The organism is Paenibacillus apiarius, from assembly GCF_017052585.1.
Taxonomy (GTDB): domain Bacteria; phylum Bacillota; class Bacilli; order Paenibacillales; family Paenibacillaceae; genus Paenibacillus_B; species Paenibacillus_B apiarius.
Window position 1 is genome coordinate 1407507 of the sequence record NZ_JAFFHZ010000001.1, and the last position, 14757, is coordinate 1422263.

Here is a 14757-nt window from a genome sequence, read left to right on the forward strand (position 1 = left end):
ACTGAGCGGGAGAGTGACACAAAGGGGCGAAAAGGCATGCCCTCCCCTCTTGGGAAAGGTTCCATTCCATGAGTCAAAAAAAGTCCAGACCCGCTCTTGTAAAGAGAAGGTCTGGACTCCTGTTCATAGCCTACGCGTACATCTGCTCGCGCAATGTCTTAATTTCGTCGCTATTCAAATATTCGTCAAACGTCGTCACGCGATCGATGATGCCATTCGGCGTAACCTCGATGATGCGGTTCGCGATCGTCTGTACGAACTGGTGGTCATGCGATGTGAACAGAATCGTTCCGTCGCAGTCGATGAGACCGTTGTTCAATGCCGTAATGGACTCAAGGTCCAAGTGGTTCGTAGGCTCATCCAAAAGAAGCACGTTCGCGCCGGTCATCATCATTTTCGACAGCATGCAGCGCACCTTCTCGCCCCCGGACAACACGCTTGCCTTCTTCAGCGCTTCTTCGCCTGAGAACAGCATGCGGCCCAAAAATCCGCGCAGGAATGTTTCATCCTGATCCTTCGAGTATTGGCGCAGCCAGTCAACAAGGCTCAACTCCACACCGTCAAAGTAGGCTGAGTTGTCTTTCGGGAAATAGGCCTGCGATGTCGTAACGCCCCAAGAGTACGTGCCCGCATCCGCTTCCAGCTCGCCCATAAGAATTTGGAACAGCGTCGTCTTCGCCGTGCTGTTCGGTCCGACGAACGCAATTTTGTCCCCTTTGTTGACAACCAGGTGGAGATTGTCGAATACCTTCTCGCCTTCCACCGTCTTCGTCAAGCCTTCGATAGTGAGCAGCTGCTTGCCTGCTTCACGCTCCGCCTTGAAGTTGATGAATGGATATTTGCGGCTCGATGGGCGAATATCGTCAAGCGTAATCTTGTCGAGCATCTTCTTGCGGGAAGTCGCTTGCTTCGACTTGGATGCGTTCGCGCTAAAGCGCTGAATGAACGCTTGCAGCTCTTTAATCTTCTCTTCCTTCTTCTTGTTCTGGTCGCGCATCATTTGCTGAGCCAGTTGGCTTGACTCGTACCAGAAGTCGTAGTTGCCCACATAGAGCTGAATCTTGCCGAAGTCGATGTCCGCGATGTGCGTGCATACTTTGTTCAAGAAATGGCGGTCATGGGATACGACGATAACGGTGCCTTCATAATCCATCAAGAAGTTCTCCAACCAATTGATGGACTCCAGATCCAAGTGGTTCGTCGGCTCGTCTAGGAGCAGGATGTTCGGGCGGCCGAACAGCGCTTGAGCAAGCAGGACGCGAACCTTCTGGTTGCCTTCCAGCTCCGCCATCTTGTTGTCGTGCAGATGTTTTGGAATTCCAAGGCCAATCAGCATCTCTGCTGCATTCGCCTCCGCTTCCCAGCCGTCCAATTCCGCAAATTCTCCTTCGAGTTCGCCGGCGCGCATGCCGTCTTCCTCGCTGAAATCCGCTTTGGCATAGAGAGCGTCTTTTTCCTTCATAATATCGTACAGGCGTTGATGGCCTCTAATGACCGTCTCCAACACCGGGAATTCATCATATTCATAATGGTTCTGCTTCAAGACCGACAGACGGTCTCCCGGTGTAATGTGCACCTCTCCATTGGTCGACTCGATCTCGCCGGACAATATTTTAAGAAATGTCGATTTCCCCGCACCGTTCGCGCCGATTAGGCCATAGCAGTTCCCGGGCGTAAACTTGATGTTCACGTCCTCGAACAGCGCGCGTTTGCCGTAGCGGAGCGTAACGCCGGTTGTACTAATCATGGCATTCCCGTCCTTTAACTTTAATGGTTTCAAACGGTTATTATAGCACACTTATCGGCATTTTGCGATTGTTCCGGCATTTATTGCACGGGATTCGGCGATTTTTGTCCATATATTTAGATGCGCGCCTGTTAACACGCCTCTATTTTGTCTAGATCCTCGGCTTCCTGCCTACCATTTAGTGGGTTATCCGTATATAATGTGATCATCTGATTTAGAAAGCGAGGGATGTCATATGGCAACAGCATATAACGTTCGGGAGGAACTGCTCGGCGCCTAGCGCATCCGTAATGACGCAACTCGACGCTAGTGTCGTTGAACTGTATTCTGTTCCCGAACTTGACCGTGGCGCAACGTCGTTGGAAGGTGACAACCATGCAAGTTCATTCGAAGCGGCCTCAAGCCGTGAACAAGGGAGAATACAGATTTGAATCCATTAAAAAAACAGCACAATCTCAAGCAAGCTCAAAACCAATCGCAAGCAACCGACATCGTCAATAACGAAACCACTCCATATACGGAAGCCGCACAAGCCGCAGAGGCCGAACAGGCCGGCAGCGGCTTCCCGCAAGCGCAAGACGGCGGCCGTGCCGTGAAGGAGATCACCGCGCTCGGCTGGGATGACGCGTGGTCCGATACGTGGACGGCCTGGCTCGACGGGCTTAGCGAAGCGGTTGTCCGCCGATTTGCCGGCGAGCTCGTGCCAGCGCGCGTATCGCTTGCGCACAAGCATATGTACCGCGTCATCAGCGCGGACGGCGAGTGGCTCGCCGAGCTGTCCGGCCAAGCGCGCGCGGGCATGCTGGCGCTAAGCGACTGGCCGTGCGTCGGCGACTGGGTCGCCATTGCGCCGCGCCCGGCAGAGGGACGCGCGACGATCGCCGGCGTCCTGCCGCGCCGCAGCTTGTTCGCGCGCAAGGTCGCCGGCAACCGGCGGGACGCGCAGGTCGTCGCCGCGAACGCCGATGTGGCGCTGCTCGTCACAGCGATGACGAGCGACTTCGAGCCGCGGCGGCTGGAACGCTACGCCGCGCTCGCGTGGGACAGCGGCGCCATGCCGGCCGTCGTGCTGACGAAGGCCGACGCCGCCGAGGACCCGGCAGCCTTCGTGGCCGAGGCGATGCGCACCGTCCCCGGCGCCGATGTCTTCGCGGTGTCGGCGCTTACGGGCGCAGGCCTCGAACGGCTGCAGGCGCTGCTGGCTCCCGGGACGACCGTCGTCCTCGTCGGCTCGTCCGGCGTCGGCAAGTCCACGCTCGCCAATGCCCTTGCAGGCGGAGAGCGCATGGCAACGCAGGCGGTGCGCGAGAACGACGGCAGAGGCCGTCACACGACGACGCACCGCGAGCTGCTGCCGCTATCCGGCGGAGCGTGGCTCATCGACACGCCCGGCATGCGCGAAGTCGGCATGATCGCCGTGGACGGGGGCAGCGGCCTGGAGCACGCCTTCGAGGATATTGAAGCGTTGGCGTCAGCTTGCCGCTTCTCGAACTGCTCCCACCAGCACGAGCCCGGCTGCGCCGTGCAGGAAGCCATCGCTTCCGGAGAGCTGGAAGCAGAGCGTCTGCGGGGCTATCATAAGCTGCAGCGGGAAATCGCTTATATGCGCCGCTCGGAAGCGGCCCAACTGAAGCGCCAACACGCGAACAGCGCCAAAAAGACGGCGAAGACGCCCAACTCTTCCGGCAAGCGGAGTTAAATCAACTCATCCAAGAGGAATGGCATTCACGCTGAAAGATACCCTCTTCACCGGCGGTTCAGGGATGCTCCCGCGAGCGTTCCTGAACCTTTTCTTTTCTGGAATACCGCTTCCGCCGGTTGAAACGAAAACAATCCTTCCAGGTTATCGCTTGTGCTCGATTATATTCCTTTCCTCTTCTGCTCACACAGGACTAGCCTTTTTAGATGAAAAAAGAAAAAACAGCCTCCTATTAAAGGCTGCTTCTTGAATCGCAATCGTATGTTGCATCCACTTATATATGCTATCCTGCATTTACTGTCTAAAGTTAGCGCGGCGCATATTGTCCGGCACTTCCCTGTTCGCTGCGTTCGCCCCGGAAGGACTCCATGTTTCGCCATGGGACAGGAGCCGCACCTTATCCCGGTCTATATTTCGTCTGCGCCGTTCGGCCTCCAAACGGTCGAGCGCTTCCTTCGGCGTATCGTCCGCCAGCTTGAAAGCTCCGTAATGCATTGGAATCATCACCTTTGCCTTCACGTCCTCGAACGCCTGCAGCGCTTCTTCCGGCGTAATATGCTGCGGCGACATGAACCATTCCGGCTCATACGCTCCGATCGGCAGCAAGGCGACATCGATATCGAAGCGGCTGCCAATCAATTCGAACCCCCGGAAATACCCGCTGTCCCCCGCAAAATAAATCGTGTCCTCCACCGCAGCGGCATTGTCGGCCCGACCCTTAAGATCGCGCGGCTTCTCCGTCTGCAGCCGTTCTATCACATAACCGCCCCAATGGGAGCGATTCATATCCGTCAGCGTTCTGCGCGTCCAGTGCTGCGCCGGAACGAAAGTAAAGCGCACCGAGCCGAGAACGATATCGTTCCACCAATCCATCTCCATCGTCTGCGAAAACCCTTTGCGCACCATTTTACTTCTCAGCCCTCCCGGAACGATTAACACCGTCTTCGGGTTCATCAGCCGGCGAATCGAGCCGAGATGCAAATGATCATAGTGCGAGTGCGAGATGAGGATGACATCCACCGGCGGGATACGGTCAATCGGAATGCCGGGCGGGGCCAACCGTTTCTCCATCGCCATGCTTTCGGCCCACACCGGATCCGTAACGATATTTAAACCACCCGTCTGGAGCAGAAAGGTCGAATGACCTATCCAAGTGATAGTCGTCTCTGTCCGGTTGGCGCCCAGCCGGTCAAGATCCGGCTCCGCTTGCGGAACCACATAGGAATAATCCTTCTGCTTAAGCCGCACTTTTCGCTCGGCACGCCAGCGCCGAAACTGCTTCCAGGCCTTTTCCGTCGTCACATCGTCCATATTGACGTAATAGCGCTTCATAGCACCACCTCATTTGCAAAAAGTTCGGATCGAATGACAAGGGTTAGATTTCATTCCCTTGCAGATGCGATGAAGTCAATGTCTTGTTCTAGCATACCAGAGTCAGACTTCCTCCAACAACTGACCAGCCATCGCTTCACAGCAAAGCGCAGCAGCGCTTGATTCCGTCATGGCAAGAGGCGCTGCGGCTAATCTCCATCGTATTCAACTGGCAGCTTCTTGTTGAGATCCATTGCACACTTCGTGTCTTTATATTTATAACTCATTTTTGTTCGTTCCAACCGTCTCTCCGTCAAATTGCACCCCGCTTCGATTCATTGTTCCTGCAGGTTCATTGCGGTACAATATAGTCAAAACAACACATACAGGAGGTGCCGTCAATGAACTTAATCACAATTGAACCAACGCCCAGCCCGAATTCGATGAAGCTTCATCTGGATGAGACGCTGCCGGCGGGCATTCGTCGAACATATACGGAGGAGAACCGGCGCTCCGCTCCCGCCATTATCGGACGCCTGCTTGATATCGAGGGTGTAAAGAGCGTCTTTCATACTGCTGATTTTATTGCGTTGGACCGATTCTCCAATGCGGACTGGGCGCGTATCTTAGCAGATGTGCGCGATATCTTCGGCGAACCGCAAGCCGCTGAAGGCCAAGAGGGCGACCTTGCGGCATGGACATCCTTCGGGGAAGCCCAAGTGTATGTGCAGTATTTCCGCGGCATTCCGATGCAAATTCGCGTGCAAGCCGATGGCAAGGAAGAGCGCATCGGCCTATCCGAGCGCTTCGTGCGCGCCGTGACGGAAGTTGCCAGCGCCACCTTGATCAAAGAGCGCAAGCTGAGCGATTACGGGATTCGCTATGGCGAGCTGCCCGATATCGCTCGTGAAGTGGAACAGGAGCTGGAAGCAGCCTATCCCGACGATCGGCTCGCTTCTTTAGTGCAGCAAGGCATTGCCGCTGGCACAACGGACGCGCCATTCGTCGAAGAACGCCGCGAATTGACAGATGAGGAATTGGATGCACGCCTGCAGCATGAAGATTGGCGCGTACGTTACGCCGCTTTGGAACGGATGGAGCCTGTTCAGGAACGTTTGCCGTTCATCGCGCAAGCACTTCAAGACGGGCAAAGCCAGATTCGGCGCCTGGCCGTCGTCTACTTGGGCGAATTGAAGACGGCGGAATGCATGCCGCTGCTGTTCCAAGCCTTGAAGGATTCCTCGGTTAGCGTGCGCCGCACAGCGGGAGACACGTTGTCCGATATCGGCGATCCGGCCGCTATTGGCCCGATGATGGAAGCGATTAAGGACAAGAACAAGCTCGTCCGTTGGCGTGCAGCCCGCTTCTTGTACGAAGCCGGAGACGATCGGGCGTTGCCTGTGCTTGAAGCGGCCGCTCAAGATACGGAGTTCGAAGTCGCATTGCAGGCGCGGATTGCGATGGAACGCATCCGTTCCGGAGAAGATGCCGTCGGCACCGTATGGCAGCAGATGGCCCGCCTGCGCGAGCAGCAGCCTGAATAAAAAACAACAGCCCGTCTTAAGAAACAAAATGTTCCAGCCTGTCCATTCGTAATAGAATGTAGACTCTCTTCTATATTCCCCCCCAGAGCAACACGCTGCGGGGCGCGAGTGCGTGCAGGCTTTTTCTTTTTTGTTCTTAGCCGGGTGCACGGTCAAGGCCATGGAGGCCGCTGGCAACACCGCCGGTCGTGCCAGCCCTGTGGTCGGCGGTAAACTAAGCAATTGAATAAGCAGCTCTTGAAGACGGTTTCCAAATCGGAAGCTGTCTTTTTTTCGTGCACCTATTGTATTAAGTGTATCAAGTGATATAATACACCTTATACAATATTTTTACGCGAGGAGGGAGCTCTTTGAATGAAGTTGACATCGGTGGATTCCGCTTTGTGCTTGACTTAAGCAAGCCGTTATATGAGCAAGTGTTGAATCAGATTCGAAGTTCGATTGCGAGGGGGGAGATTGCGTTGGGTGAGAAGATTCCTTCGGTACGGGAACTGGCGCAAGCATTGAAGGTAACGCCGAACACGGTGATGCGCGCTTATCAGGAGCTGGAGCGGGAACGATTGACCGAGACGCGACGGGGTCAAGGCACGTTCATCACGACGAATGCGGACACCGTGGAGACAATCCGCAATAACTTGGCGGAAGAAGCGGTGCAAGAATTTTTTGAAAAGATGCACAGCATAGGATTTACATGGGATGATATTCAGCAACTGATTCAGCAAAAAGGAGGACGCTCCTCATGAACGAAATCGCAATCCGGGCCGATCATATCGTGAAGCGGTACGGACAGAAGCGGGCATTGGACGATTTCACCATACATTTGCCGCAAGAACGCGTCATTGGGATACTCGGAGCGAATGGCGCCGGCAAATCGACATTCTTCCGGATGGTAACCGGATTGATAAAGCCGGACCAAGGAACTATCGATGTGCTCGGACACGCGCCAGGCTGGCAGACGAATCGGGACATTGCTTATTTGCCCGACCGGGCCCGCTGGTATGAAGGCCATACGGTCATGCTGGCTCTGGACTGGGCGGAACAACTGCTTCCCGGGTTCGAGCGCCAACGCGCAGAAGCGCTTATTTCCTTTATGGGGCTGGACCCCGAGATGAAGGTTCACGGCATGTCACGCGGCCAGGAAGCAAGGCTGATGCTTACGATTTGCATGGCACGCAGCGTGCCTTTATTAGTGCTCGACGAGCCCTTCTCTGGCATTGATCTGCTGACGCGCGAGCGGATTATCGAAGCGATTATAGATAATTTGAGCGATAAGCGGCAGACCGTGCTTATCAGCACCCATGAGATTCACGAGTCAGAGAGTCTGTTTGATTATGTTGTCTTTATGGACAACGGGCAAGCGCTGCTGCACGGAGATGTCGAGACGCTGCGCGCGGAGCGGGGTTCGATGGAGTCTATCTACCGCACACTGTACCGTTAAGGATCGGGGAGGAATTGCTTATGGATACAAATGCATTGCTTTATTTAGTCAAAGATGAACTGAAACGGCGCAAGAGCAAAAAGGATCACGCCAAATGGCGGCTTTTCTATCTCGCCGCAGGGATTGTGCTGCTCCTTGCCGTCACCGCTTTTTTTGCCAATAAGGTCAAGCCAATGGGGTTGATGTTCATCACCTTCGGCTTGCCTTATATGTCATTCATGCTGGCTTATAGCTTGGTCAAAAAAGAGTGGAAAAACGGTACATTGGGCTGGTGGCTGTCACTGCCTTATTCGCGCAGCACGCTCATACTGTCCAAGTATGCGGCTAGTCTCTGTGTCGTCTTTCTCATTTTCACCGCCGCTTGGCTCATTACGCTCTTCTTCTACGTTTACGCGACTATCTGGCAAGGATCGTTTGAAGTCGCCGGCTTATTATCGTTTATGTCAGGTTCGTCCGTGTGGTATTTGTTCGTGTTCGCTGTCATTCCGTTCATGAACGCATTCGGTCTCTTTACTTCCATCGCTGGACAGTCGCGTCTGAAGCCGCTAACCCCGCTGCTCTGGATGATATATGGCTTATCCGGGAACGCGATATTTTGGTTAACGCAAACACCGGAGAGAGGTCATTTCTTGAACACACATTTAGACAGAGGCTCGATTCCGTTCGGACCGTACGAGTTTGCGATCGCGGTGCCCGTTTCTATTGGTTTGGCCGCGATCCTGCTGTACTGCTCTGCCATAATGTTAAAAAAACAGGTTGTCCTTTAAGTTAAAAAATTCAAAAATCAAGGGGACTTCGGGATCAAACGGAGGTTATTGATATGGAATATGCACTTCAGGTGTCTCAACTGCAAAAATCTTATGGGCAAAAGACCGCATTAAACGGCGTGTCCTTTCAAGTCCGGGCAGGAACCTGCTTCGGATTGCTCGGCCCGAACGGAGCAGGCAAATCTACGACGATGAAAATATTAGCCGGCATTATTGCCCCTGACAGCGGCAGCGTTCACGTATTCGGCATCGATGCGGTCCAGCGCGCGGGGGATGTGCGCAAGGTCATCGGCTACGTCCCGCAAAACATTACGCTGTATGAGAAGCTGACCGCTTATGACAATCTGCTCTTTTTCGGGGAAATGTACGGCTTGCAAGGAGCCGCATTGAAACAGAGAATATCGGAGGTGCTGGAACTGGTCGGTCTGCAAGACCGGGCCCGTGATGCGCTGTCTACATTCTCCGGCGGCATGATGCGCCGGGTCAATATGGCAGCGGCGCTGCTGCACCGCCCGAAGCTCATCATTCTCGACGAGCCGACCGTCGGCATCGACCCCCAGTCCCGCAATCATATATTCGAAATGATTCGGCAGTTGAATCAAGAAGGCGTGACCATCTTATATTCTACGCACTACATGGAGGAAGTCGAAGTGATGTGCGAGGATGTGGCCATTATCGACCACGGTTCCGTTATCGTTCATGGCGGATTGCATGAGCTGCTGGCGCAATACGGAACGCAATCGGTATACGTGGAAACGGACGGCGCCGCGGTGCCGGATCTGGCATCCGTGCCGGGCACATCAGCTTCTCATGGAAGCGGTTGGAAGATCGAAACTGACGACGTGCTGCGTACGATGCGCAGCGTGTCAGATGCATGCCTGCAGTCGCACTGTGCCGTCACCCGGCTGGAAGTCGTCCGCCCTTCACTTGAAACGGTGTTCTTGAATATAACGGGCACGTCGCTGCGGGATGCTTAAGGATAACCAAACTGCTGGTTCGAGTTCGCAAAGTGAACTTTTATGCATCAAGAAGGTGGCAAACAACCGAAGTTTAGGAGGATTGTACAGTGATTAAAAGCATGGCTCGCAAAGAAATCCGATTGTTGTTGAAAGAAAAAGGCACCTTCTTCTGGCTGCTCGTTCTGCCGATTCTATTCATCGTCTTGTTCGCATCTGTCTTCGGCAGCGCCGGAAGTTCGACGATCAAAGTACAATATCTTGACATGGATCATACCGCGGCGTCCAAGGAACTGCTGCAGTCGATCGAACGTATGGACGGATTCGAATTGAAGACCGACTCCACGCTCTCGCTGGAGGAACAGCTCGCCAGCATCCGCGACGGCAAGCTGTCCGCGCTGCTCGTCCTGCCGCAAGGATTCGAAGCGAGCTTGAAAGCAGACGCCAACGGGCCGGCTGAAGTAACGCTGTACCGGGATGAGACGGTTAACTCTACTGTCGCTCCGATCCAAGCCGTGCTGCACAACATCGCCAGTGGATACCGGGATGCGAGCATCGCGCACGCGCTGGCATCCTCAGGCATGAATGAGGCGAAGCTGAAGCAGGTTCTCACGCCGCCGATTCACATTGCGGAGAAGACAGAAAATGCAGTGCCCTTCGATATGATCAGTCAAGTCGTGCCGGGCTACACGGTCATGTTCGTCTTCTTCATCATCATCTCGATGACTCGCCGCTTTATCTCCGACAAGGAGACCGGAATGACCGCCAGGCTCTCCAGCACGCCGATGCGTCCGCTAAGCTATCTCATCGGCATGTGGATTCCATATCTGCTCGTCGTACTCTTTCAATGCGCCGTCCTGCTTTCCTTCGGGCACTTCGTATACGGTCTGGAGCTCGGTGACATGTTGTCCGTCGTCGTCATCATCCTGGCGCTGTCCCTCTGCGTAACCGGGTTGGGGCTTGCACTGTCGGTCTTTGCAAAGAGCGAGAACCAAGGCGTCGCATTTACCCAGCTAATCGCCATGGGAGGAGCCGTCATCGGCGGGCTGTGGTTCCCGACGGAAATGATGCCGAAATTCATGCAAATTATCGGACAATTCACCCCGCAATACTGGGCGCAGCAAGGTTTGAAAAGTGTCATTTTGCATGGCGCTCACGTACAGGATATATGGCCTAACGTACTTATATTGCTGGCATTTGCTTGCGTTACCCTGTTTATCGCAGTGCTCCAATTTCCCCGGTTTATGCGGCAGGCCGCTCATTAACCCCGCCAACAGCAATCCCCTCTTCCAGGATCGAAAGAGGGGATTGCCCATTTACTGTATCAGAACCTTCATTTCACTATATTCCAGCGGAAAATGGCAAGCCACTTGTCTGCCGGACGACACCGTTTGCATTTCAGGATCTATCTTCCGGCACTGCTCCTGCGCATATGCGCACCGCGGATGGAAGCGGCAGCCTGACGGCGGATTGGCCGGCGACGGCACATCTCCCTGCAGAACGATGCGTTCCTTCTTCCGATGCGGATTCGGTCTTGGGATTGCGGACAACAGCGCTGCCGTATAGGGATGCAGCGGATTCGCGAACAACTCCTCCGTGCGCGCTACCTCAACCAATTTACCCAAGTACATAACTCCTACCCGATCGGATATATGCCGGACCACATTCAATCCATGGGCAATGAACAAGAACGTCAGCCCAAGTTCCTTCTGGAGCTTCATAAGCAGGTTCAACACTTGGGATTGAACCGAGACGTCCAAGGCGGACACGGCTTCGTCCGCTACGATGAATTGCGGATTCAGGGCGATTGCCCGGGCAATACCGATGCGCTGCCGCTGACCGCCGGAGAATTCATGCGGATAACGGTTGCGTCTGGATGCATCCAGTCCGACCAGCTCCATCAATTCAACGACCTTCTTGTCCATCTCCTTGGCCGACATGCGCCGATGAACACGCAGCGGCTCTCCGATAATATCCTGTACGTGAAAGCGCGGGTTCAGAGATCCGAACGGATCCTGAAATATAATTTGCATATCCTGCCGCAGCCGCCGCAGCTGCTGTGAATTCATCGCTTGCACATTTTTCCCGTCAAAGTAAACTTCTCCATCCGTTGCCTTCTGCAAATGGAGAACCACTCTGCCAAGCGTCGACTTGCCGCAGCCGGATTCGCCCACCAATCCGAACGTCTCTCCCTTATATATACCCAACGAAATATCGTCAACCGCCTTCACATGACCGACGACCCGATTGAATAGCCCAGTTTTAATGGGAAAGTACTTCTTCAAATGGCGAATATCGACAAAATAGGGTTGACTCATACGCGCTTCACCTCGGATTCCTTGTCGTCTGCACAGAAGCTCCCACCGGACTCATACAACCAGCAGGACACTTGATGATCCGGTCTGAATTCATGGAGGGAAGGCTCCACTTGCAGACACTTCGCCTCCGCTTTCGCGCAGCGCGGATGGAACCGGCAGCCTGACGGCAATTGATTGATTCCGGGAATGGTGCCGGGTATCGTATAAAGCTCTTCTCCACGCGCGCCTTCCAATCCGGGAATGGACTTCAGCAGCCCGATGGTGTACGGATGGCTCGGATGATCGAATATCTCTCCGACCGTGCCCTCCTCGACGATCTTGCCGGCATACATGACCGCAATGCGGTCGGCCATCTCGGCGGCTACGCCCATATCGTGGGTGATTAGCACAATGGCCATGCCCAGTTCCTGCTGCAATCGCTGCAGCAGATCAAGAATTTGGGCCTGAACGGTGACGTCCAAGGCCGTAGTCGGTTCGTCGGCGATAAGAAGCTCGGGCTTGCATACGAGCGCCATCGCGATGACGACTCTCTGCCGCATGCCGCCGGACAACTCGTGCGGATACTGCTTGGCCCTTAATTCCGGGTCGGGAATGCCGACCATGCGGAGCATATCGACAGCCTGCCGCCACGCCTCTTTGCGGCTCATCCCGCGATGCAGCCGCAAGCTCTCCGCGATCTGATCGCCGACCGAGAACACCGGATTGAGCGCAGACATCGGATCCTGGAAGATCATCGCAATCCGGTTGCCGCGAATGCGGATCATTTCTTTTTGACTCATAGAAGCCAATTCTTTGCCGCTAAAACCAATGCTGCCTTCAAAAATCGCACCGCCGGCATAGTCTACCAACCGCATGATGGAGAGGGACGCAACGCTTTTGCCGCTGCCGGACTCTCCCACGATGCAAAGGGTTTTCCCTTTCTCAACGGAAAGCGTAATCCGGTCAGTCGCTTTGGCGATTCCTTGCTCCGTCACAAAGCCCGAAGTCAGATTCCGGATTTCGAGAAGTTTTTCCGCCATTCCTGCAACCTCCTCCGGGGTATTCTCACTTTTTTGCTTGGGTCGAAAGCGTCCCGTATGCCATCACCGATGAAGTTGACAGCCAGCACGACAATCAGGATGCATAATCCCGGATAGATCGCCTGCAACGGATCGACCAGCATGAATTCCTGCGCGCTGCTAAGCATCAGCCCCCAGCTCGTTTCGGGCGCCTGCACCCCCAAGCCGAGATAAGACAATGCCGATTCGGCAAGAATGGCGCCGCCCACCATCAGCGTCGCGCTGACGATAATCGGCGCGGTCGTGTTGCGAAGCAGATGCCTCCCGATAATTCCCCAGCTTGACACGCCAATCGCCTTCGCGGCTTCCACGTATTGCATTTCCCTCAGCTGCAGGAAGTTGCCCCGCACGAGACGGGCCGTCCCCATCCAACTGGTGGAAGCCATAATGAATATCATGTAGCTGAATTTGGAGCCGAAAATGGACAGCACGAGAATGTTGAGAAACAACGTCGGCACTGAATACATGACGTCTACCAGACGCATGAAAAGCGTGTCGACCCATCCTCCGAAGTAACCGGACATCGCGCCAATAAACGAACCGATGACGACGGTAATAATGGCGACGGAGAAACCGACGAGAAGCGAGACTTGACTGCTGTAAATCAACCGCGACAGCACATCCCTGCCCAATTCATCCGTTCCGAACAAGTGCTTTTCACTGCCGGCAGGCAAGTTCGCATTCATCAAGTCGATGGCAGCCGGATCGAATGGGGCGATGACACGGGCAAATAAAGCGATAATAATAAAGAACAGCAGGACGACAAGCCCGGCTACGGCAAACGGATTGCTCATGAATTTCTTGAATGCCGTCTTCCAAAGCCCGCTTGGCTTATCCGGTACTTTCTCCACCGCCGGCTCTAACTTCGGTTCGGAGCCGGGGGCTAGCTTGTGTCGCTTCCCTTGCAGCTTCGGTACACTCATGCCGATGCCCCTCCCTTGCGCGCCAATTGAACCCGGGGATCGATGAGCGCATACAGAATGTCAGCAAGCAGGTTGCCGATGACGACGATAACGGCCGTAATGAGCGTAATGGCCATCAATACCGAGTATTCCCGCGCCAAGGCCATTTCTACGAAGAGACGCCCCATGCCCGGCCAGTTGAACACATTTTCCGTTATGGCCGCGCCGGACACGAGAATGGCCAAATCCGAGCCGAGAATGGTAACAATCGGTATCATCGCATTGCGCAAGGCGTGCCGATAAATAACCCGTTTTTCTTTCATTCCCTTCGCTCTGGCCGTCCGGATATAATCCTGATTGAGCACCTCCAGCATACTGGAGCGGGAATACTTTACATACGAAGCCAAGAAACCCAATGTAAGCACCGTAACAGGCAAAATCAAATGCATGAATAAATCTCCGATCTCGCCTTCCCTGCCCATCGTATACATATCGGACAGCGGAAGCAGATCAAGCTTCAGCGCGAACAGCTCCTGCAGCAATATCCCGAACCAGAACGTAGGCATGGCGAAGCCAAGATAGGAAATGAATGAAGCGGTCTGATCGGAAAGACCGTATTCAGCGGTACTGTTGTATATGCCCCATGGAATCGCTATCAAGAGCGAGAACAGCCAAGCAACGCTCATGAGAACGAGCGTATTTTGCATAGTCGGCCATAAGATCTCCCCTACGGGGAGGTTGTTCTTGAACGTGTGCCCCAAGTCGCCCTGCAGCAAATTGCCCATCCAACGCATATATTGGATATAAACCGGCTGGTCCAAGCCGAGATTCTTCGCTTGAATCTGCGCCGCTTCCTGTGATAATCCCGGTGACAGAAACACTTGCGTAGGCCCGCCTGGAGCCGCATGAATAAGCGCAAACGTAACTATGGATACGAGAAAGAGCACCAGAATAGACTGCAGTATGCGCCGGATCAAATATTCGGTCATATGTTATCCTCCTAAGCTTGAAGGGGAA

14 protein-coding genes are annotated in these 14757 nt (G+C 54.4%); 8 read left to right on the top strand and 6 right to left on the bottom strand.

The genetic code is table 11. The features are described 5' to 3' along the window. Window positions 1–130: 130 nt before the first annotated feature. Complete coding sequence (locus JSQ80_RS06425) at window positions 131–1747, bottom strand: ABC-F family ATP-binding cassette domain-containing protein (RefSeq protein WP_206094764.1); 1617 nt, start codon at window positions 1745–1747, stop codon at window positions 131–133. 427 nt (window positions 1748–2174) lie between these two features. Between JSQ80_RS06425 and rsgA the strand changes: the two genes are divergently transcribed. Both rsgA and JSQ80_RS06435 read left to right on the top strand, forming a co-directional pair. Next, complete coding sequence (rsgA, locus tag JSQ80_RS06430) at window positions 2175–3446, top strand: ribosome small subunit-dependent GTPase A (protein WP_206094765.1); 1272 nt, start codon at window positions 2175–2177, stop codon at window positions 3444–3446. Between the two features lie 19 nt (window positions 3447–3465). Next, window positions 3466–3696 carry a hypothetical protein gene (locus tag JSQ80_RS06435; protein ID WP_206094766.1) on the top strand — a complete coding sequence of 77 codons (231 nt, stop codon included), beginning with the start codon at window positions 3466–3468 and terminating at the stop codon, window positions 3694–3696. A 44-nt stretch (window positions 3697–3740) separates the two neighbouring features. Here JSQ80_RS06435 and JSQ80_RS06440 read toward each other — a convergent pair whose 3' ends face one another. After that, window positions 3741–4778: an MBL fold metallo-hydrolase gene (locus JSQ80_RS06440; RefSeq protein WP_206094767.1), complete on the bottom strand. Its 1038-nt coding sequence runs from the start codon at window positions 4776–4778 to the stop codon at window positions 3741–3743. A 380-nt stretch (window positions 4779–5158) separates the two neighbouring features. Between JSQ80_RS06440 and JSQ80_RS06445 the strand changes: the two genes are divergently transcribed. The 6 genes from JSQ80_RS06445 to JSQ80_RS06470 all read left to right on the top strand — a co-directional run bounded on the left by JSQ80_RS06445 (window position 5159) and on the right by JSQ80_RS06470 (window position 10727). Then, window positions 5159–6301: a virulence factor gene (locus JSQ80_RS06445; RefSeq protein WP_206094768.1), complete on the top strand. Its 1143-nt coding sequence runs from the start codon at window positions 5159–5161 to the stop codon at window positions 6299–6301. Window positions 6302–6651: 350 nt separating this feature from the next. Beyond that, entirely contained in the window at window positions 6652–7044 is a 393-nt protein-coding gene (locus JSQ80_RS06450; protein WP_206094769.1) for a GntR family transcriptional regulator, read from the top strand. Beyond that, on the top strand, window positions 7041–7739 hold the full coding sequence (locus JSQ80_RS06455; RefSeq protein ID WP_206094770.1) for an ABC transporter ATP-binding protein: 699 nt from the start codon (window positions 7041–7043) through the stop codon (window positions 7737–7739). The genes JSQ80_RS06450 and JSQ80_RS06455 overlap by 4 nt, the downstream gene beginning before the upstream one ends. A gap of 20 nt (window positions 7740–7759) precedes the next feature. Further along, window positions 7760–8506 carry an ABC-2 transporter permease gene (locus JSQ80_RS06460; RefSeq protein WP_206094771.1) on the top strand — a complete coding sequence of 249 codons (747 nt, stop codon included), beginning with the start codon at window positions 7760–7762 and terminating at the stop codon, window positions 8504–8506. A gap of 53 nt (window positions 8507–8559) precedes the next feature. Then, window positions 8560–9483 carry an ABC transporter ATP-binding protein gene (locus tag JSQ80_RS06465; protein ID WP_206094772.1) on the top strand — a complete coding sequence of 308 codons (924 nt, stop codon included), beginning with the start codon at window positions 8560–8562 and terminating at the stop codon, window positions 9481–9483. 89 nt (window positions 9484–9572) lie between these two features. Next, complete coding sequence (locus tag JSQ80_RS06470) at window positions 9573–10727, top strand: ABC transporter permease (RefSeq protein ID WP_206094773.1); 1155 nt, start codon at window positions 9573–9575, stop codon at window positions 10725–10727. 51 nt (window positions 10728–10778) lie between these two features. On the opposite strand, the gene JSQ80_RS06475 is transcribed toward JSQ80_RS06470, so the two are convergent. The 4 genes from JSQ80_RS06475 to JSQ80_RS06490 are packed head-to-tail and all read right to left on the bottom strand — an operon-like array spanning window position 10779 to window position 14729. Next, window positions 10779–11780 carry an ABC transporter ATP-binding protein gene (locus tag JSQ80_RS06475; protein ID WP_206094774.1) on the bottom strand — a complete coding sequence of 334 codons (1002 nt, stop codon included), beginning with the start codon at window positions 11778–11780 and terminating at the stop codon, window positions 10779–10781. Next, window positions 11777–12799, bottom strand: a complete 1023-nt coding sequence (locus tag JSQ80_RS06480) for an ABC transporter ATP-binding protein (RefSeq protein WP_206094775.1) — start codon at window positions 12797–12799, stop codon at window positions 11777–11779. Before JSQ80_RS06480 ends, JSQ80_RS06475 begins: the two co-directional genes overlap by 4 nt. Beyond that, window positions 12766–13761 carry an ABC transporter permease gene (locus JSQ80_RS06485; protein WP_206094776.1) on the bottom strand — a complete coding sequence of 332 codons (996 nt, stop codon included), beginning with the start codon at window positions 13759–13761 and terminating at the stop codon, window positions 12766–12768. Before JSQ80_RS06485 ends, JSQ80_RS06480 begins: the two co-directional genes overlap by 34 nt. Further along, window positions 13758–14729 (bottom strand): ABC transporter permease, encoded by a 972-nt coding sequence (locus JSQ80_RS06490; protein WP_206094777.1) that lies wholly within the window; start codon window positions 14727–14729, stop codon window positions 13758–13760. The genes JSQ80_RS06485 and JSQ80_RS06490 overlap by 4 nt, the downstream gene beginning before the upstream one ends. Window positions 14730–14757: the final 28 nt, after the last annotated feature.